An 18,738-nucleotide genomic window follows, 5' to 3' on the forward strand; every position below is an offset into this window, starting at 1 on the left:
CCGACTGTTACCCGTAGTGGCCCCCCTCCCTCGGATGTGGGAGATCGTGCGCCCCGGCGGTAGGAGCGCGACTACAGCGCATCGCGGCGGACTACGACGCTTCGCGGGTTGTGGCCGCGCGGGGTTTTGCACGCCGTCGCATAGCATGGGGCGAAGACGGCACCGATCGTGCTTGTCGTCTTCTTTGTGCCTCGCGCACCGGCGCATTCACCGGCTCACCAGGGAAGAAACAATCCAATGCAGATCCGGATCGGCTACGACATCGAAATCGGCGTCACCGCGCCCACGGCATTGATCTACATGCTGCAGGTGCACCCCTCGCGCGCCGGCGACATCCAGGGCAGCGAGAACATCACGATCAGCCCGCCGCTGGTCACCGACCACTACCGCGACAGCTTCGACAACCAGTGCGCGCGCGTGCACGTGCCGCTGGGTGTGAGCAGTGTGCGGCTGCGCAACCAGGCCACCGTGTTCGACACCGGCGCGCCCGACCCGGTCGATCTGGGCGCCATCGAGCACGCCGCCGCCGACTTGCCGGTGGCCACCCTGCCCTTCGTGCTGCCCAGCCGCTACTGCGAGGTCGACAGCGAACTGCTGGCATTCGCCTGGGCCAATTTCCTGTCCGTGCCGCCGGGCTGGGGCCGCGTGCAGGCGATCTGCGACTTCGTGCACGGGCACCTGCGCTTCGACTACCAGAACGCGCGCGCCACGCGCACCGCGCTGGAAGGCTATCGCGAACGCACGGGCGTCTGCCGCGACTTCGCGCACCTGGCGATCACGCTGTGCCGCTGCATGAACATTCCGGCGCGCTACGTGACCGGCTACCTCGGCGACATCGGCATTCCGCCGGTGCGCTACCCGATGGATTTCAGCGCGTGGTTCGAGGTGTACCTGGGCGACCGCTGGCACACCTTCGACGCGCGCCACAACACGCCGCGCATCGGCCGCATCGTGATGGCGCGCGGCCGCGACGCGGCGGACGTGCCGATCACGATGGTGTTCGGTGCGAACACGCTGGCGCGCTTCGAGGTGACGACCGAGGAAGTGCTGCAGTAGGCGGTTGGGTATTTCTCCTTCCCCTTCCGGGGGAAGGCCGGGATGGGGGCAGGCCTTCGATGAGGCGCCGCGCTGCCGCGAACGCCGTCGTGCCCCCACCCCAACCCTCCCCCGGGAGGGGAGGGAGCAAGAGTGGCCTACATGTAGCCCAGCATCTTCATCGCGGCCGCGAGGCCCGTGCGGCTGCGCTCCATCGCCTCCCACGGCGTGTTGCCGACGGCGATGCGCTCGGCGATGTTCGCGACCGTCCATTGCGCGGCGCCCGTGAGCTCGGGCAGTTCGTCCCAGTCCACGGGCACCGAGACGCCCAGCCCCGGGCGCGACCGCGCGGACCATGCACTCACCGTGGTCGCGCCGAAGCCGTTGCGCAGGTAGTCGGCAAAGATCTTGCCCACCCGGTTGCGCGGCCCGCTCTTGGCCACGAAGCGCTCGGGGAGGATGCGCGACAGGTGCTGCACGATCGCCTGCGAGAAGCCCTTGACCTCGTCCCAGCCGTGCCGGCGCCTGAGCGGCACCACCACGTGCAGGCCCTTGCCGCCGCTGGTCTTGAGGAAACTGGGCAGGCCGAGCTCGTCGAGCAGCGTCTTCACCAGCAGCGCGGCCTCCTGCATCTGCGCCCATTCGACGCCCTCGCCCGGGTCCAGGTCGAAGGTCATGCGGTCGGGCCGGTCGAGCGCGCGCGAGGTGCCGTTCCAGGTGTGCAGCTCGATCACGTTCATCTGCGCAGCGCCCAGGAGGCCGGCGGCGGTGTCGATCTGCAGCAGCGGATCGTGCCCCGGGTCGAGCGCCGGATCGAGCAGGCGCACGCCGGGGATCTCGCGGTTCTGCACATGCTTCTGGAAAAAGAGCTCGCCGCCCACGCCGTCGGGCGCGCGCACCAGCGCCACCGGCCGCCCGCGCAGGTGCGGCAGCATCTGCGGGGCGACCGCGGCGTAATAGGCGGCCAGTTGGCCCTTGGTGATGCCGCTGTGCGCATCGATGACGCGTTCGGCGTGGGTGATCTTCTGCTTCTGGGCCATGGGGAGTGCCGTTTCCTTCTTCGTGGGTGCGGATTTCGGAGTCGTGGCTTTCTTTCGCGCGACTTTCGTCGCGGGTGCCGTGGCCGCCGTTGTTTCTGCTTTCTTGGGCGGGCTGCCGATCTCGTCCACGCCGCGGCCGGTCAGCACGCTCGCGGGCTGCGCTTCGAGCACGTCGTAGTCGGCCAGATCGCGCGCCGCATCGTCGCGCTCCTTGATGAGGAGCCACGGCTCGTGGCCCTCGCGCGCCTTGTCGCCTTTGCCGCGCATGCGCACCAGCGTCCAGTGGCCCTTGAGCTTTTCGCCGCGCAATTCGAACTTGAGCTTGCCGGCCGCGAGCGCCTTGCGCGCATCGCCATCGCTGCCCCCGGCCGGCAGCCAGTCGCCGCGGTCCCAGACGATGACGGTGCCCGCGCCGTACTGCTTGGGCGGAATGGTGCCCTCGAAATCCGCATACGAGATCGGGTGGTCTTCCACGTGCACCGCCATGCGCTTGACCGTCGGATCGAGGCACGGGCCCTTGGGCACGGCCCAGCTTTTCAACGTGCCGTCGAGTTCAAGCCGAAAGTCGTAGTGCAGGTGGCTCGCGTGGTGCTTCTGGATGACGAAGGACAGCACGCCCTTGCCCGCGCGCCCGCCCTCCCTGGGCTCCGGCGTGAGCGAGAAATCGCGCTTGCCGTGGTAGCGCGAGAGCGCCTTGCGCGCGGTCGATGCGGTGGTGCCCATGACCGGTGCGCCTCAGGCCGCACGGCGGGCGCGGGGCTTCGCCTTCGCCGGGGTCTTCGATGCGGCTTTCGCGGCGGGCTTGCGTTTCTTGGCGGGAGGCCGGGCGCGGAGTGCGGGTTCTTCCTCCTCCTCGTCGTCATCCTGAACGGGAGCGGCCTTCCTGGCGCCGCCCTTGCCGCGGAGGCTGCGCTGCAGCAGCTCGGTCAGGTCGATGATCTTGGCGCCGCCGCGTTCGGACGCGCCTTCCTCGGGCTCGGGCTGCGTCACCGTCTCGGTCTGGCCCGCCTTCACCTTGCGTTCGACCAGGCGCAGGATCTCGTCCTTGAACTCGTCCTTGAATTCGTCGGGCGCCCATCCGGCGCTCATGTCCTCGACCAGCTCCTGGGCCATCTTCAGTTCGCGCTCGGTCAGGCCCGCCTTCTTCGCGTCTTCCTCGGGCAGCGGCAGGTCGTCCCAGGGGCGGATGTCGGCGCCCCAGCGCAGCAGGTTCAGCACGAGGCCCGGACCCACGGGCACCAGCGCCGCCAGGTGCTGCTTGGTCTGGATCACGACGCGGGCCACGCCCACGCGGCCGCTGCGCTGCAGGGTCTCGCGCAGCAGCGCATAGACCTTCGCGCCGCGGTTGATCGGCGCCACGTAGTAGGGCCGCTCCAGGTAGACGAACGGAATGCCGTTGGCCGGAACGAAGGCCTCGATCTCGATGGTCTGCGTGGTCTTGGGGTAGGCCGCCGCGATCTCCTTGTCGCTGAGCACCACGTACTCGCCGTCTTCGTACTCGATGCCCTTGACGATGTTCTCGCGCGCGATTTCCTTGCCGGTCTTCTTGTTGATGCGCTTGTAGCCGACCGGGTCCATCGAGCGCTTGTCGAGCCAGTCGAAGTCGATGCCGTGGTTCGTGGTGGCCGAGTAGAGCGCCACCGGGATGTGGACCAGGCCGAAGCTGATCGCGCCCTTCCACAGGACGCGCGGCGCGGAGGCTTTTTTCGTGACGGGCATGGGCACACTCCTTCAACCGTGGAATGTGCGTCGCCCGGGTCCGGGCCGTGTAGGAACGCGGCGTCAGGCCGTGCCGGCCACCGGCCCGAGCACGCGTTCGCTCGGGCGGGCGAAGTAGAACCACTCGGCGCCCGGCAGCGCGAGCGCATTGGGGAACACGATGAAGCCGTCCTCGGGCGCGCGCAGCAGCGTGCCGTCGTGGCGCATGCCGATCGGCTCGCCGCGCCGCACCTCGTCGAAGGTGGCCCAGTCGCGCACGAAGCTGTCTTCTTCATGCAGGCGGTCGGTGACGCTGGCCAGGCGCAGCAGCCTGGGCTGCGCCGATGCGGCCGCCAGGCCCGCCGGCAGCGGCGCCATGCCCAGCAGCGCGAGCGTGCGGCGGATGGCGCGCCAGGCCACCTCGGGCGCCTCGGGGTCCTGGTGCTGGCCGCATTCGAGCGTGACGCCGTAGCCGCCGCAGCTGCGGATGTATTCGTTGGTGCCGCGGCCGAAGTCGAGCGCGGCCTCGTCGACCGGCGCGCCGCCCGCACCGCCCGCGCGCTGCGCGAGGCCCGCGGCATAGATGTCGAGCCAGCCTTCCACCACGATGGGCGTGCCGATGTGCAGCGCGAGCTGGCCCTCTTCGTACGAACGCGCGAAGGGCTCCAGCGTGCCGGCGTTGTCGCGCGGGCCGATCATCGCGAAGGCCTCGCCCTCGCTCTGGAAGGAGTGCAGGTCCAGCAGCACCTCGTGGCGCGCGATGACCGGCGCCAGGCGGTTGGTGATGCGGGCTTCGTAGTCGGCGGGCGCCTCGGTCGGCCGGAACAGGCGGTTGAGGTTGCGCTCGCCCTCGCGCTGCAGGCGCCGGCGCGCGAGCGGATTGGCCACCGGCACCACCGTGAGCTCGCCGCGCTGCAGCTGCAGCGTGCCGGCATCGAACTCGGCCAGGATGCGCGCGATGCCCGCGGTGCCGCAGGTCTCGTCGCCGTGCACGCCGCCGACCACGAGCAGGCGCGGACCGGGTTGCAGCGAGGCGAAGGTGTGGATGCGCAGGCTGTCGGTCGCCACGCCGGCAAAAGGATCGGAAGACATGCGGGGATTATTGCGGAGGGCCCTCGCCGGAGGCAAAGCCGCTATGGCTTTCATAGCGCCGAGCGGCCACCTACAGGGCCTGCCTTGCATGTCCTACCGCGGGGGCGGCCCCTTCGGCGCAGGCTGAGCCCAACGCCACGAAGGAGCCATTGCATGACCCAAGCCAAGACCACCAAGACCCCGCCCACCGACCCGAAGGACGCAACGAAGGACGCGGGCGGCGGCAAGACCAAGGTCGAGCAGGGCGGCGAATCGGCGCCGCGCCTGCCGCACGAGCGCGACCAGTCGTCGGACAGCCAGGAAACCCAGGACGGGAATCCGCCCGAGGTGGGCCGCCAGGCACACGAAGACGTGGAGCGCGGCGTGGTCGACACCGACCGCGGCCCGGTGACCGACCGCGTCTACAACGACAAGGTCAAGCGCTGACGCCGGCCAACTGCTGGCGCATGTCGCCGATCACCGCGCCGTAGTCCTTGGCGTTGAAGATCGCGCTGCCGGCCACGAAGGTGTCGGCGCCGGCCGAGGCCACGCGCGCGATGTTGTCCACCTTGATGCCGCCGTCCACTTCCAGGCGGATGTCGCGCCCGCTCTGCTCGATGCGCTTGCGCGCAAGTTCGATCTTGCGCAGGGCCGAATCGATGAAGCTCTGGCCGCCGAAGCCGGGGTTCACGCTCATGATGAGGATGAGGTCGATGTCGTCGATCGCCCAGTCCAGGGCTTCGAGCCCCAGCCCCGGGTTGAATACCAGCCCCGCCTTGCAGCCCGCGGCCTTGATGGCCTGGATGCTGCGGTGCACGTGGGGCGATGCGTCGGGGTGGAAGCTGATGTAGTCTGCGCCCGCTTGCGCGAAGGAGGCGGCCAGCGCGTCGACCGGGTGGATCATGAGGTGCACGTCGATCGGCACCGGCGTGCCGTCGGCCGTCTTGGCGTAGGGCTTGAGCGCCTGGCAGATCATCGGGCCGAAGGTCAGGTTCGGCACGTAATGGTTGTCCATCACGTCGAAGTGGATCCAGTCGGCGCCGGCGGCGATCACGTCGGTCAGTTCCTGGCCGAGGTGGGCGAAGTCTGCGGAGAGGATGGAGGGGGCGATGCGGAACGGGGTGCTCATGCCTGCGATTGTCGCTCCGGTGCCGCGCTTCCAGCCTTTGGGGGTTTCCTGCCTGCCGATACATTCGGGCATCGCGCGCCACCCGGCGCCGGCTTTCTCATGGCATCGAATGACCACCCTCGCGACTTCACAACGGCGCGCCGCCGGCCTCGCCCCTCTCGCCCTCCTCGGGATGGCCTGCGCGGTTGTCGCCACGCCCGCCGCGGCCCAGGAATGGAAGACGGCTGGGAACCCCAAGGCCGGGACGTTCTTCGAGCCGGCCAGCGTCGCCGCCAAGGAGGGTGCGGTCTACGCGAAGATCATGTTCGACGACACCCGGGCCAAGCGCTTCGACGGCAAGCCCTACCTCTCGGATGTGCGCTACACCCGCTTCGACTGCGAGCGCCGGACGGTGGCGGATCAGAAGATCACCAAGTACGAAAGCGCCCAGGGCCGCGGCGCCGTGGTGGGTGAAATGGTCCGCACGCATGCGGAAGCCGCCGCTGCCATGAAGCCCATCGAGCCGGGGACGCAGGGCGATGCGCTGGCGCAGGCGATCTGCGGGCAACTGGCCCAGGCCCGGTCCCCGGCCCAGCCCGGCAAGTAAGCGTCATCTCCCGGCGGCCCGAAGCCCGCCAGTTACCATCCGCCCCATGTCACACAGCCCCTTCAGCGTCCAGGTCGAGCCGCGCTACCTGGCCGACCAGTCCTCCCCGAAGGACAACGTCTACACCTTCTCCTACACGATCACCATCACCAACGTGGGCACGGTGGGGGCGCAGCTGATTGCGCGCCACTGGCTCATCAACGATGCGTCGGGCCATCCGCAGGAGGTCAAGGGACTGGGCGTGATCGGACAGCAGCCGCTGCTGGCGCCCGGCGAATCGTTCCGCTACACGAGCGGCTGCCGGCTGCAGGCCGCGAGCGGCACGATGCATGGCAGCTTCTTCGTGGTGACCGAGGAAGGGGAGCGCTTCGACGTGCCCGTGCCGATGTTCGTGCTCGAAGCCGACATCGGGGGCGCCCCGGTCTCTCGCGTGCTGCACTAGGCACGCCCCTTTCCTCTCCCCCGCTCCCCATGGCTGCCGCATCGCGCGACTTGCAGGGGCTGCTTGCCGGCCTCGACCCCACGGCCGATGTGGCGCAGCGCCACATCTGGCTCATCAACCTCTTCGACTGGCTGCGCGGCGACCGCGCCTCGCCCCAGGCGGCGATCGGCCGCGTTTCCTTGCTGCTGGACGCCGTCGAGGCGCGCCCCGAGCTGCGCGAGCGCATGCGCGCCTGGTGGCGCGCGTTCACGCAGTCGGTGGACCTCACCACGCTGCTGGCCGACTACGGCTTCGCGCCGCGCACCGCGTTCGTGAGCGAACTGAGCGAGCGCCTGCGCCGCAAGATCCTGCCCGGCACGCCCGAGACCACCGATGCGTCGGACCTGTTCCGCATGGTGCTGCCCGGCGTGTTCGATGCGGGCTGGATCGCGCTGCTCGACGAAGCCCAGCTCGCCCGCATCGGCACGCTGCTGGCCGATGCGACGGTGGACGCCGACGGCTCGCCGCGCTGGCGCCACACCGTGATGGACGCGGTCACCTACTGCGGCAGCCAGGTGGTGGCGGCCGGTTTCTCGCCCGAGCTGCGCCTGCGCATCAGCGCGGAGCACCACGAAGCGCGCCCTTTCCACGCGTTGATGGCCGACCTCGACGAACTGCGCGAGCAGATGTTCGAGCAGCCCGCGGGCGCGGAAAGCGAAGAGGCTTTGCAGGCCGCCTTCGTGGCCTTTCGCGACCGGCTCGATGCCTGCCGCGCCAGCGCCTCGTCGGTCTACACGCACCTGGAGGACAACGGCATCTCGGTGGGCCTGGTGTTCCGGCTGCGCCAGTTGCGCGAGCGCGTGCTGCGCATCCGCGAACTGCTCGACTGCCTGATGTCGCCCGTGCCCGCGCCCAGCGTGGCGCGGCTCGTCGGCAAGCTGGTGCTCGCGGGCGGCGAGCGCAACAGCATCCGCGCGCTGGTCGCCTCGAACTCCTCGATGCTCGCGGCCAAGGTGACCGAGCGCAGCGCCGAGACCGGCGAGCACTACATCACCCGCGACCGCGCGAGCTACCTGCAGATGGTGAAGAAGGCCGCGGGCGGCGGCGCGTTCACGGCGCTGACGGTGCTCCTGAAGTTCGGCATCTACGCGCTGGCGCTGTCGGCCTTCTGGGCGGGCCTGGCCTCGGGCCTGATGTATGCGGCGAGCTTCGTCGCGATCCAGCTGCTGCACCTCACGCTCGCCACCAAGCAGCCCGCGATGACGGCGCCGGCGCTCGCGGCGCGGCTGCGCGACATCAAGGCGGACGGGGCGGTGGACGATTTCGTCGACGAGGTGGCCAATCTCGTGCGCTCGCAGGTGGCCGCGGTGTTGGGCAACGTGCTGGTGGTGGTACCGGCGATGGTCGCGCTCGCGCTCCTCGTGCAGTACGCGCTCGGGCGGCCGCTGCTGGACGCGGCGCACGCGGCGGCCACGCTGAATTCGCTCTCGCTCGCCGGCCCGACCGCCCTTTTCGCGGCAATCACCGGCATCCTGCTGTTTTCGGCCAGCATCGTCGCCGGTTGGACAGAAAACGCCTTTGTCCTGCATCGCCTGGACTCCGCCATGCGTTACAACCCACGCATCGGCGCCTTTCTGGGTGCCGCCCGGGCTCGCCGCTGGGCCACCTTCATGCGCACACACATCTCAGGCTTCGCCTCCAACATCTCGCTGGGACTCATGCTGGGCCTCCTGCCCGCGTTCGCGGGTTTCTTCGGGCTCGGGCTGGATGTGCGCCACGTGACACTCTCGGCCGGGCAGATCGCCGCGGCCGCGGCTTCCACGGGCCTGTCGGTGCTGCAGCAGCCCGCCCTCTGGTGGGCGGTGGCGGCGATTCCGGTGATCGGCGCGCTCAATGTGAGCGTGAGTTTCTATTTCGCTTTCCGTCTCGCGCTGCGTGCGCACAGCGTGAGCCCCGGTGACCGCGCCCGCATCCGCGGCGCCATCTGGGCGCGCTGGCGCAGCCGGCCTGTGAGCTTCTTCTTACCTGCATGAATTTGACGAGCTTCATCAACGATCTGCTGGGCTTCTGGTCCGAATGGGTGCGCCCCTCGGCCGGCCTGCCCACCGTGCTGTGGTCGCTGCTGCTGGCAGCGGCCGCCGCCTCCGGCCACCTGGTGCAACGCTACCTGGGGCTGCCCAAGGTGATCGGCTATTCGCTGGTCGGCGCGGTCGTCGGCTTTGCCGGCTTCGAGGGCGCGATCTGGCCGCTGCGCGGCATCAGCCTCTTCCTGCTGGAGCTGGGCGTGGCCGTGGTGCTGTTCGAGGCGGGCGGCCGGCTGCCGCTGCGCTGGTTCCGCCACAACCCGATGGTGCTGGTGCAGAGCCTGCTGGAAGCCACGCTCACCTACTTCGGCGTGTACTGGGTGCTCACGCTGCTGGGCCTGCCCGAGCCGGTGGCCAACCCGATCGCGCTGATGGCCATCGTCGCCTCGCCGGCCGTGCTCAGCCGCGTGATCATCGACACCCGCGCCGCGGGCCCCGTCACCGAGCGCGCGATGACGCTGGCCACGCTCAACACCTTCTATGCGCTCGCGCTCGGCTATGCGCAGGCCGGCCTCATCGAACGCGCGCCGCAGACCATGCTGCAAAAGCTCTACCCGGTCGCGGTGGTGCTGGGCCTGTCGTTCGTGGTCGGCGCGATCATGGCGCTGGCCCTTCGCACCGCGCTGCGGGTGATGAGCCCGACGAGCGAGAACACCTCGATCCTGCTCTTGGCGATCATCGCGGCCGGCGCGGCGCTCACCGCGCACATCGGCGGCTCGGCGCCGCTCGCGGCGCTGATCGGCGGCGTGCTGCTCAAAACCCTCAACCCCAAGCCCTGGGCCTGGCAGCGGCAGCTGGGCACGGCGGCCTCGCTGCTCACCATGCTGATGTTCGTGCTGGTGTCCATCGTGGCGGCGCAGGCCGACTGGACCTTGCCGGTGGCCAGCGTGGTGCTGGCCGTGATCGGCGTGCGCATGGTCGCCAAGATCTCGGGCGTGGCCATCGCCAACCCCGGCAGCGGCGCGAGCTGGAAGCAGGCCTTCTGGGTCGGCTGCGCGATGTCGCCGCTGTCGTCGATCGCCCTCCTGATCGCATCGAATTTCGCCACAGCGTCGCCGCTGCTGGGCACCATGATCACGCAGGTGGCCCTGCCCTCGATCCTCTTGATGGAGGTGGTGGGCGCCGTGCTCGCCACCGTGGCCATCCATGCGGTCGGCGAGAGTTCGGTGCCCTGGGCGCCCCAGGCCTTCAGCACCACCGAGGACACGCAGCGATGAGCACCGCCCTCCCCAACACCACCACCATCGATCCCGACAGCGACGACGTGCGCTCGGCCCCGTTGCCCAGCGACCCCGAAAGCCGCGCGGTCAAGCTCGAGCCGTTCAACAAGTCCGAGGCGCTGTCGCTCGGCGTGGAGCTGGAGCTGCAGCTCGTGAACACGCACGACTACGACCTGGCGCCCTACGCCGAGGACATGCTGCGCCTGATGGCGCAGACGCCGCTGCCGGGCAGCGTGGTGCCCGAGATGACCTCGAGCATGATCGAGATCTCCACCGACATCTGCCACTCGGCGGCCGACGTGATCAAGCAGCTCTCGCCGATCCGCGAGGCGCTCATCAGGAACGCCGACAAGCTCAACATCGCGGTGGTCGGCGGCGGCACGCATGCGTTCCAGCAATGGCACGAGCGGCGCATCTACGACAAGCCGCGCTTTCGCGAGCTCTCGGAGCTGTACGGCTACCTCTCCAAGCAGTTCACCATCTTCGGCCAGCACGTGCACATCGGCTGCCCCGATGCGGACGCGGCCTTGCTGATGCTGCACCGCATGTCGCGCTACATCCCGCACTTCATCGCGCTGTCGGCCTCCTCGCCGTTCGTGCAGGGGCAAGACACGCAGTTCGACTCGGCGCGCCTGAACTCGGTGTTCGCGTTCCCGCTCTCGGGCCGCGCGCCGTTCACGCTGAGCTGGAAGGAATTCGAGGCGTATTTCGAGCGCATGACCCGCACCGGCGTCGTGCGCAGCATGAAGGACTTCTACTGGGACATCCGTCCCAAGCCCGAATTCGGCACCATCGAGATCCGCGTGTTCGACACGCCCCTCACGGTGGAGCGCGCCGCCGCGCTCGCGGGCTATGTGCAGTCGCTGGCCGCCTGGTTCCTGCAGGAGCAGCCCTTCGAGCCGACGGAGGACGACTACCTCGTCTACACCTACAACCGCTTCCAGGCCTGCCGCTTCGGGCTCGATGCGGTGTATGTCGACCCGGCCAGCGGCCAGCACATGCCGCTGCGCGAGCACATCCTCATGACGATGACCCAGCTCGAATGGCACAGCGAGGCGCTCAACGCCACGCAGGCGTTGGGCGAGCTGCGCACCAGCGTGGAGGCCAACCGCAACGACGCGCGATGGCTGCGGGAGAAGCAGGGCAAGGAGCGGTTGCTGGCGGAGGTGGTGCGGCAGGCGGCGCTGAGGTTCCGCGGGGCGGCCTGAGCGGAGGATCCAAGGGGAGCGGGAGCCACTGCGCTCCATGAGACGGCGGCATGACCTGTAGATTCGGATGGCACTCGTGACCATTCTGCGGACGGCATCCCTTATCCTTAGCCCATGGCGACCCAAGCACTCATCAACCCGACGCTTCTGCGTTGGGCACGGGAACGCGCAGGTCTTGATCTCGAAGACGCTGCGCTAAGTGCCAACGTTAAGCCAACACAGCTAGAGTCTTGGGAAAAAGGGGAGAGTCGCCCTACCTTCCGCCAAGCTCAGAATCTCGCGCATGTTTATCACGCTCCTTTTGGTTACCTGTTTCTTCAGGAGCCGCCTGCTGAGCCTCTTCCGTTACCCGATCTGCGAACGGTAGGCGGAGCTCCGGTACCGCGGCCCAGTATTGATCTGCTGGATACGGTACGCATCGCACTGCAGCGGCTCGAGTGGTATCTCGACTACCAGAAGGATCACGGCCTCAAACCGCTGCTGTTTGTTGGTCGCTTCAGATTGGATTCGCCTGTGGTCGAAGTCGCAGCGGACATCAGAAACACTTTGAACGTGACCGTCGAGCAAGGTCAGAGGACTTGGGAAGTCTATTTCCGAGAACTCATAGAAGCCGCAGAACACGCTGGCATCTTGGTAATGCGCAGCGGCATCGTGGGAAACAATACCCGTCGCAAGCTCGACGTCAGCGAGTTCCGAGGATTCGCAATCAGCGACCCTTTAGCGCCCGTAGTCTTCATCAATTCGGCAGACGCGCCCGCAGCGAGACTATTCACGCTGATGCACGAACTGGCGCACATTTGGATCGGCACCAGTGGTGTTTCGAGCGGCGTCCCCGGTAACAGCCGCCGTGAGGAAGCTTTCTGCAATGCGGTAGCTGGAGAGTTTCTTGTTCCGCAAGAGATATTTCTACCGCACTGGCAAAGAGGCCCTGTAGAGCTGGATCTACGAGTGGCAGAGTTGGCTCGGCGGTTTCACGTCAGTCGCCTAGTCATCATGCGCCGCGCATTCGATCTAGGCTTGGTAGATCAAGCAACGTACAACAATCACTATCTGGCAGTCCTCGCAGCATTTAGAAATCAAGAGAGTAGTGGCGGGAATTTTTATCGCACTGCAGGTGCAAAAAACAGCACTCGGTTCGCACAAGCCGTCGTAAGTGAAGCGCTCAGTGGCCGCTTGCTTCTCCGAGAAGCAGGCCGCCTGCTAGGAGTGCAGCCAAACAAGATTCGAGAATTTGCGGATCAGATCGGCGTATGAGTTATCTCCTTGATTCAAACACTCTTATCGAGGCGAAGAATCGCTACTACCAAATGCGTTTCTGTCCAGGTTATTGGACTTGGCTGACTCGAACGAAAGAAGCGGGAAGACTGGCAAGCGTGGAAAGCGTCAGCACAGAGTTGCGACGCGGCAATGATGAACTCGCGCAATGGGTGACAACACAAGCCAACCTGTTCTTACCGGAATCCGATGAAGCGACACAAAGCGCGTTTGCAGAGATTGCGGCACATATTGCAGGTCAGGCAGCAATCATGAAGGTTGGAGCACTCGAAGAGTTTCTTGGCGGTGCAGATCCCTGGCTGATTGCCAAGGCTCGCGTCACAGGTCATACAGTGGTTACGCATGAGCGACTGAATGCAAACGACCGTCGGAAGTTTTTGATTCCTAATGTCTGCGCACATTACGGTGTCGAGTGCATCAATACTTTCGACATGTTGGATCGCCTAGATGCCCGCTTCATCCTCGCGGACTGACCCTTAGCTCAGCACAGCCCCCATGGGTGAATTCGACCTGATCACACGCTACTTCAAACGCCCCGCCAAGCGCTCCCCGCTGGGCGTGGGCGACGACTGCGCATTGCTTGCGCCCGCGCCGGGCATGCAGCTGGCGGTGTCCTCCGACATGCTGGTCGAGGGGCGGCACTTTCTCTCGACCGTCGAACCCGCGCGGCTGGGCCACAAGGCGCTGGCGGTGAACCTCAGCGACCTCGCGGCCTGCGGCGCCAGGCCATTGGCCTTCACGCTCGCGCTCGCGTTGCCGGGCATCGACGAGCACTGGCTCGAAGGCTTCTCGCGCGGTCTCTTCGCGCTCGCGGACGGACACGGCTGCGAACTCGTGGGCGGCGACACCACGCGAGGCCCGCTCAACATCTGCATCACGGTCTTCGGCGAAGTGCCTGCCGGCGCGGCGCTGCTGCGCTCGGGCGCGCGGGCCGGCGACGACATCTGGGTCAGCGGCACGCTGGGCGATGCGCGGCTGGCGCTCGAGGTGTTCCGCGGCACGGTCGCGTTGCCTGCTGACGCGTTCGCACAGGCCCGCATGCGCATGGAGCAACCCACGCCGCGCGTGGCGCTGGGGCAGGCATTGCGCGGCATCGCCTCGTCGGCGGTGGATGTGAGCGATGGGCTGGTGGGCGACCTGGGCCACATCCTCGGATCGAGCCAAGTGGGTGCAACGCTCGATGTGGATGCGGCCGTCGGCACGGTTGCGGCGGCGGGCACAGCGGGCCTGGGCACCGAGATGCTGCGCACCTGCGCGCTCTCAGGCGGTGACGATTACGAGCTCGTGTTCACCGCGCCGCCCTCGGCGCGCGCGGCGGTCGAGCAGGCCGGCAAGGACAGCGCCACGCGCGTGACGCGCATCGGCCGCATCGAGGCCGATGCGGGCCTGCGCATCGTGGACGCGGGCGGCGCGCCGGTGGCGCAGCGCTTCGGCTCGTTCGACCACTTCGTCTGATCAGCTCCCGCGCACCATCGCCTGCATCTTGCGCTGGGCCGCATTGATCGCTGCCGACTGCCCATTGAGGTTCTGCAGCATCTTGTTGAGCTCGGCCTGCACGGCCGGATCGGTCACGGTGACCGAGGCGCCCGAAATCTGGATCTTCGACTTGTTCTGCTGCAGGAAATCGCCCACGGCCAGCGCGCCGTCGAACGTGGTGTCCAGCGCGGGGAACACCTCCTTGAAGGTGGCGGCCGGCGCCGAGACGGTCTTCTCGTAGGCCTTGTCGTAGACCTGCTTCAGGTCATCGGGTTGCTTCAACTGCGCGCGTGCGGCATCGGCCTTGGCCAGCTGCTGGTCGAGCGCGGTGCGCAGGCCCGCCAGGCCCTCCTTGGCGGCCTTCAGGTCGTCGCGGCGCGTGGCCAGGTCGCCGATGGAGCGCAGCGCGCCCTTGGCCATGACGTCGCCCATCGGCTGGCTCACCGACTTGTTCATGCCTTCGTTGAAATCGGTGATCACCGCGTAGTGCTTGGCGTAGTCGCCGAACGATGTCTTCTGCTCCTCGCTGGGCGACGGCACGCGAAGGCCGGGCTTGTCGAGCACGCGGGTCTGCAGGAACTCGATGAAGGCGGTGCGTTGCTCGGCCTCCTTGTTGCCGCAGGCCGCGAGCGCGAGACTGAAGGCCAAAACGAGCGACAGGGCGCCCATGCGTTGAATGAAAGCTCTCATGGGACGGGCCCTCCCCGGTTTTGTGTGGATCTAAAAATTATAGAGAGCGCTTGATGGCATCGATCAGCGCGCGCGCCGCGACCGACAGCGAATGGCCGCGCTTGGTGACCACCGAGATGTCGCGCGAGACGCGCGGCGCGCTGAGCACCTTGATCACCAGCGACGGATCGTTCGCATCGCGCGCGAAGGCCGAGGGCATGATCGATGCGCCCATGCCGCTGGCCGTCATCCAGAGCGCCGTGGAGAGAAAGGACACCTCGTTCACCACGTCCAGCGCCACGCCCGCGTCCGCCGCGGTGCCGTCGATCAGCGGGCGCACGCCGTAGCCGGGGCGCACGGTGATGACGGGGTGGCCGCCCAGGTCGGTCCAGCGCACCACGCGCGCCTTGGCCAGCGGATGGTCGTTTCGGCACACGAGCGCCAGGTGGTCGCGCATGAGCCGCTGCACCTCGACCTCGGCGCCGGGCCGCTCGGGGGTGCCGATGCCGAAGTCCACGTGCTCGCCCAGGATGCGCGAGATGAACTGGTCGGGCGCGCAGTCGTTGACCATCACGCGAACTTTCGGGTGCTCTTCGCTGAAGCTGCGGATCGCCGCGGGCAAGAGAAAGGTGGCGAGCGTGGGCGTGATGGCCAGCGAAACGCGCCCCCGCTCGAGCGTGGTCAGCTCGCGAAAACCGATGGAGAGCGAATCGACGTCGCGCAGGATGCGCTCCGCGGTGGCGAGCATTTCGTCGGCCGCCGCGGTCGGCTTGAGCGAGCGCGTGGTGCGGTCGAACAGGCGCGTGCCCAGCCCCTCTTCGAGCTGGCGGATCAGCATGCTCACCGCCGACTGGGTGACGAAGAGCCGTTGCGCGGCCGCGCTGAGCTTGCGCAGCTGGTGCACCGCGAGGAACGCGCGCAGCTGGCGAATCGTCGGGCTGAACGTAGGACTGAAGTTTTCATTCATAAGGAGAACTGATATTTGATACGAAATTTCTCGATTTACGAATGAATTTCCGCAGCGTTCAATCGCTCGAAACCAAGTAAAAGAAACAATCAAGGAGTCCGAATGACAGCACCGATCGCCCGCCAGGCGCCCAAGCTTCGCAGGCAATTGTTGCTGGCCACGGCCTGCACCCTCTTCGGCACCGCCGCCCTCGCGCAAGCGCCCACCCCCGATTTCCCCACCCACCCGATCCGCATGGTGGTGACCTTTCCGCCCGGCGGCAGCGCGGACGCCGTGGTGCGCATGCTGGTGCCCCGGCTCAACGAGAATCTGGGGCAGCAGATGGTGGTGGACAACCGCCCCGGTGCCGGCGGCAACGTGGGCCTCTCGCTGGTGGCCAAGGCGCCGGCCGACGGCTACACGCTCGGCCTGGGCGCAGCCGGCGCGCTCACCGCCAACGTGAGCCTCTATGCGCAGATGCCCTTCGACCCGGTGAAAGACTTCAAGCCGGTCGGCATGGTGGCCGCCACGCCGTTCGTGATCGTGGGGCATCCCTCGGTGCCCGCGCGCACGCTGCCCGAACTGATTGCGCTGGCCAAGGCGAAGCCGGGCACGCTCTCCATTGGCCATGGCGGCAACGGCACCGCGATGCACCTGTCGACCGCGCTCTTCGCGCAGATGGCCGACGTGAAACTCATCGAAGTGCCCTACCGCGGCTCGGGCCCGGCGGCGCTCGATGCGCTCGCGGGGCAGGTGCAGCTGGCGCTCGTCGATCTGCCCGCGTCGCTGCAGCAGATCAAGGCCGGCAAGCTGATCGCCTTCGCGGTGACCAGCGCGCAGCGCGTGCCGATGCTGCCCGACGTGCCCACCGTGGCCGAGGCGGGCCTGCCGGGCTACGACTCGACAGGCTGGTTCGGCGTGGTGGCGCCGGCCGGCACGCCCGCACCCATCGTGGCGCGGCTCAATGCAGAGATCAACGCCGCGCTGGGCGACGAACAGATCAAGGCCGCGATGCGCAACCTCGGCGCGGAACCCGCACCGAGCTCGACCGAGGCCTTCGAGGCCTACATCCGCAGCGAAACGAAGAAGTGGGCCAAGGTGATCCAGGTCGCCAACATCCGGCTCGACTGACAAAACCGAAGACAGAGACAACAGGCAAGAACCCACCATGAGCGACACGACATTGAAGGCGGACGTTCTCATCGTCGGCGCGGGCCCCGTGGGCCTCACGCTCGCCATGGACCTGGCGTCGCGCGGCGTCTCGGTGATCATCTGCGAGACGCGCCGCTTCGCCGAGCCGCCGAACGTGAAATGCAACCATGTGGCCTCGCGCACCATGGAGCAGTTCCGGCGCCTGGGCGTCGCGCAGAAGCTGCGCGATGCGGGCCTGCCCGCGGACTACCCCAACGACGTGGTGTTCCGCACCACGGTGACGGGCGCCGAGCTCACGCGCATTCCCATTCCGTGCCGGCGCGACCGCTACACCGAGACCGAGGGCCCCGACGCGTGGTGGCCCACGCCCGAGCCGCCGCACCGCATCAACCAGATCTACCTGGAGCCCATCCTGCTCAAGCACACGGCGGCGCTGCCGGGCGTGCAGCTGCTCAACCGCACGCAGTTCGCGGGCTTCACGCAGGACAAGGACGGCGTGACCGCCATCGCCACCGAGATGGACGGCGGCGTCACGCGCAGCATCCGCTGCCGCTACATGGTGGGCTGCGACGGCGGCAGCTCGGCGGTACGCAAGCAGATCGGCGCCAAGCTCGAAGGCACGGCGGTCATCCAGCGCGTGCAGTCCACCTTCATCCGCGCGCCGCAACTGCGCGCGATGATTCCCGGCAAGCCCGCGTGGTCGTATTACGCGATGAACCCGCGCCGCTGCGGCACGATGTTCGCCATCGACGGGCACGAGACCTGGCTGGTGCACAACCACCTGAACGCCGAGGAGCCCGAGTTCGATTCGGTCGACCGCGACCAGGCGCTGCGCGACATCCTGGGCGTCGGGCCCGACTTCACTTATGAAGTCATCAGCAAGGAAGACTGGATCGGCCGGCGTCTGGTGGCCAACCGCTTCCGCGAAGGCCGCGTGTTCCTCGCGGGCGATGCGGCGCACCTGTGGGTGCCGTACGCGGGCTACGGCATGAACGCGGGCATCGCCGATGCGCTCAATCTCTCGTGGCTGCTGGGTGCCTGCGTGCAGGGCTGGGGCGACGAGTCGATGCTGGACGCCTACGAGGCCGAGCGCCAGCCGATCACCGAGCAGGTGTCGAACTTCGCGATGGACCATGCGCAGAAGATGATCCGCGCGCGCCGCGCCGTGCCGCAGAACATCGAGGCGCCCGGCCCCGAGGGCGAGGCGCTGCGCGCGGACATCGGCAGCGAGGCCTACGCGCTCAACGTGCAGCAGTTCTGCTGCGCGGGGCTCAATTTCGGCTACTTCTACACGGGCTCGCCGATCATCATCGCGGACGGCGAGCACACGGCGCCGCCCTATTCGATGGGCGACTTCACGCCGTCCACCGTGCCGGGCTGCCGCGCACCGCACTTCTGGCTGGCCGACGGCCGATCGCTCTACGACGCGTTCGGCCCGGGCTACACGCTGCTGCGCTTCGACCGCAGCGTGGACGTGCGGCCGCTGGAGCGCGCCGCGCAGACCTACAACATGCCGCTCACGGTGCTGGACATCGAGACCGCCGAAGTACCCAAGGCCTACGCCCACCGCCTGGTGCTGTGCCGCTCGGACCAGCACGTCGCCTGGCGCGGCGCGCACCTGCCGTTCGAGGTGTACGACCTGGTGGCCATCCTGCGCGGCGATGCCAAGCGGGTGCGCGAGCGCAAGCGGGCGCTCGCGTGGGAAGGCGTCGCCGCGGCCTGAGCGTT

The 18,738-nt window shown here is 67.8% G+C and carries 18 protein-coding genes; 12 read left to right on the forward strand and 6 right to left on the reverse strand.

The window, feature by feature from the left end; genetic code table 11:
* Window positions 1-237: 237 nt before the first annotated feature.
* The gene (locus tag ACZYRS_RS30300) at window positions 238-1,056 is read left to right on the forward strand and encodes a transglutaminase-like domain-containing protein (RefSeq protein ID WP_463422167.1); all 819 of its coding nucleotides are present in this window, start codon (window positions 238-240) and stop codon (window positions 1,054-1,056) included.
* A gap of 137 nt (window positions 1,057-1,193) precedes the next feature.
* Here the strand turns inward: ACZYRS_RS30300 and ligD are convergent, their stop codons facing one another.
* The 3 genes from ligD to ACZYRS_RS30315 all read right to left on the reverse strand — a co-directional run bounded on the left by ligD (window position 1,194) and on the right by ACZYRS_RS30315 (window position 4,865).
* Window positions 1,194-2,798, reverse strand: coding sequence for a non-homologous end-joining DNA ligase (gene ligD / locus ACZYRS_RS30305; RefSeq protein WP_463422168.1), 1,605 nt, complete (start codon window positions 2,796-2,798; stop codon window positions 1,194-1,196).
* A 12-nt stretch (window positions 2,799-2,810) separates the two neighbouring features.
* Entirely contained in the window at window positions 2,811-3,794 is a 984-nt protein-coding gene (ku, locus tag ACZYRS_RS30310; RefSeq protein ID WP_463422169.1) for a non-homologous end joining protein Ku, read from the reverse strand.
* 63 nt (window positions 3,795-3,857) lie between these two features.
* Window positions 3,858-4,865 carry a succinylglutamate desuccinylase/aspartoacylase family protein gene (locus ACZYRS_RS30315; protein ID WP_463422170.1) on the reverse strand — a complete coding sequence of 336 codons (1,008 nt, stop codon included), beginning with the start codon at window positions 4,863-4,865 and terminating at the stop codon, window positions 3,858-3,860.
* Between the two features lie 153 nt (window positions 4,866-5,018).
* On the opposite strand from ACZYRS_RS30315, the gene ACZYRS_RS30320 reads away from it, so the two are divergent.
* Window positions 5,019-5,291 carry a hypothetical protein gene (locus ACZYRS_RS30320; RefSeq protein WP_463422171.1) on the forward strand — a complete coding sequence of 91 codons (273 nt, stop codon included), beginning with the start codon at window positions 5,019-5,021 and terminating at the stop codon, window positions 5,289-5,291.
* Here the strand turns inward: ACZYRS_RS30320 and rpe are convergent.
* The gene (gene rpe / locus ACZYRS_RS30325) at window positions 5,281-5,973 is read right to left on the reverse strand and encodes a ribulose-phosphate 3-epimerase (protein ID WP_463422172.1); all 693 of its coding nucleotides are present in this window, start codon (window positions 5,971-5,973) and stop codon (window positions 5,281-5,283) included. The genes ACZYRS_RS30320 and rpe overlap by 11 nt on opposite strands.
* 109 nt (window positions 5,974-6,082) lie before the next feature.
* Between rpe and ACZYRS_RS30330 the strand changes: the two genes are divergently transcribed.
* The 8 genes from ACZYRS_RS30330 to thiL all read left to right on the forward strand — a co-directional run bounded on the left by ACZYRS_RS30330 (window position 6,083) and on the right by thiL (window position 14,222).
* Window positions 6,083-6,559, forward strand: coding sequence for a surface-adhesin E family protein (locus ACZYRS_RS30330; RefSeq protein ID WP_463422173.1), 477 nt, complete (start codon window positions 6,083-6,085; stop codon window positions 6,557-6,559).
* 46 nt (window positions 6,560-6,605) lie between these two features.
* Entirely contained in the window at window positions 6,606-7,001 is a 396-nt protein-coding gene (gene apaG, locus ACZYRS_RS30335) for a Co2+/Mg2+ efflux protein ApaG (protein ID WP_101490148.1), read from the forward strand.
* Window positions 7,002-7,030: 29 nt separating this feature from the next.
* Complete coding sequence (locus tag ACZYRS_RS30340) at window positions 7,031-9,013, forward strand: site-specific recombinase (RefSeq protein WP_463422174.1); 1,983 nt, start codon at window positions 7,031-7,033, stop codon at window positions 9,011-9,013.
* The gene (locus ACZYRS_RS30345; protein ID WP_463422175.1) at window positions 9,010-10,281 is read left to right on the forward strand and encodes a cation:proton antiporter; all 1,272 of its coding nucleotides are present in this window, start codon (window positions 9,010-9,012) and stop codon (window positions 10,279-10,281) included. The genes ACZYRS_RS30340 and ACZYRS_RS30345 overlap by 4 nt, the downstream gene beginning before the upstream one ends.
* Window positions 10,278-11,492: a YbdK family carboxylate-amine ligase gene (locus tag ACZYRS_RS30350; protein ID WP_463422176.1), complete on the forward strand. Its 1,215-nt coding sequence runs from the start codon at window positions 10,278-10,280 to the stop codon at window positions 11,490-11,492. The genes ACZYRS_RS30345 and ACZYRS_RS30350 overlap by 4 nt, the downstream gene beginning before the upstream one ends.
* Window positions 11,493-11,606: 114 nt before the next feature.
* Entirely contained in the window at window positions 11,607-12,746 is a 1,140-nt protein-coding gene (locus ACZYRS_RS30355; protein WP_463422177.1) for a helix-turn-helix domain-containing protein, read from the forward strand.
* Entirely contained in the window at window positions 12,743-13,240 is a 498-nt protein-coding gene (locus ACZYRS_RS30360; RefSeq protein WP_463422178.1) for a DUF4411 family protein, read from the forward strand. The genes ACZYRS_RS30355 and ACZYRS_RS30360 overlap by 4 nt, the downstream gene beginning before the upstream one ends.
* Window positions 13,241-13,262: 22 nt before the next feature.
* Window positions 13,263-14,222, forward strand: coding sequence for a thiamine-phosphate kinase (gene thiL, locus ACZYRS_RS30365; RefSeq protein WP_463422179.1), 960 nt, complete (start codon window positions 13,263-13,265; stop codon window positions 14,220-14,222).
* Here the strand turns inward: thiL and ACZYRS_RS30370 are convergent, their stop codons facing one another.
* Together ACZYRS_RS30370 and ACZYRS_RS30375 are read right to left on the reverse strand one after the other, a co-directional pair.
* Window positions 14,223-14,933 carry a DUF3053 domain-containing protein gene (locus ACZYRS_RS30370; RefSeq protein WP_198788302.1) on the reverse strand — a complete coding sequence of 237 codons (711 nt, stop codon included), beginning with the start codon at window positions 14,931-14,933 and terminating at the stop codon, window positions 14,223-14,225. It lies immediately after the preceding gene.
* Between the two features lie 37 nt (window positions 14,934-14,970).
* On the reverse strand, window positions 14,971-15,879 hold the full coding sequence (locus ACZYRS_RS30375; protein WP_463422180.1) for a LysR family transcriptional regulator: 909 nt from the start codon (window positions 15,877-15,879) through the stop codon (window positions 14,971-14,973).
* A gap of 102 nt (window positions 15,880-15,981) precedes the next feature.
* Between ACZYRS_RS30375 and ACZYRS_RS30380 the strand changes: the two genes are divergently transcribed.
* Both ACZYRS_RS30380 and ACZYRS_RS30385 read left to right on the forward strand, forming a co-directional pair.
* Window positions 15,982-16,989 carry a Bug family tripartite tricarboxylate transporter substrate binding protein gene (locus ACZYRS_RS30380; RefSeq protein WP_463422181.1) on the forward strand — a complete coding sequence of 336 codons (1,008 nt, stop codon included), beginning with the start codon at window positions 15,982-15,984 and terminating at the stop codon, window positions 16,987-16,989.
* Window positions 16,990-17,026: 37 nt separating this feature from the next.
* Complete coding sequence (locus tag ACZYRS_RS30385; protein WP_463422182.1) at window positions 17,027-18,733, forward strand: FAD-dependent oxidoreductase; 1,707 nt, start codon at window positions 17,027-17,029, stop codon at window positions 18,731-18,733.
* Window positions 18,734-18,738 lie beyond the last annotated feature (5 nt).

Source organism: Variovorax sp. AC194 (assembly GCF_979257995.1).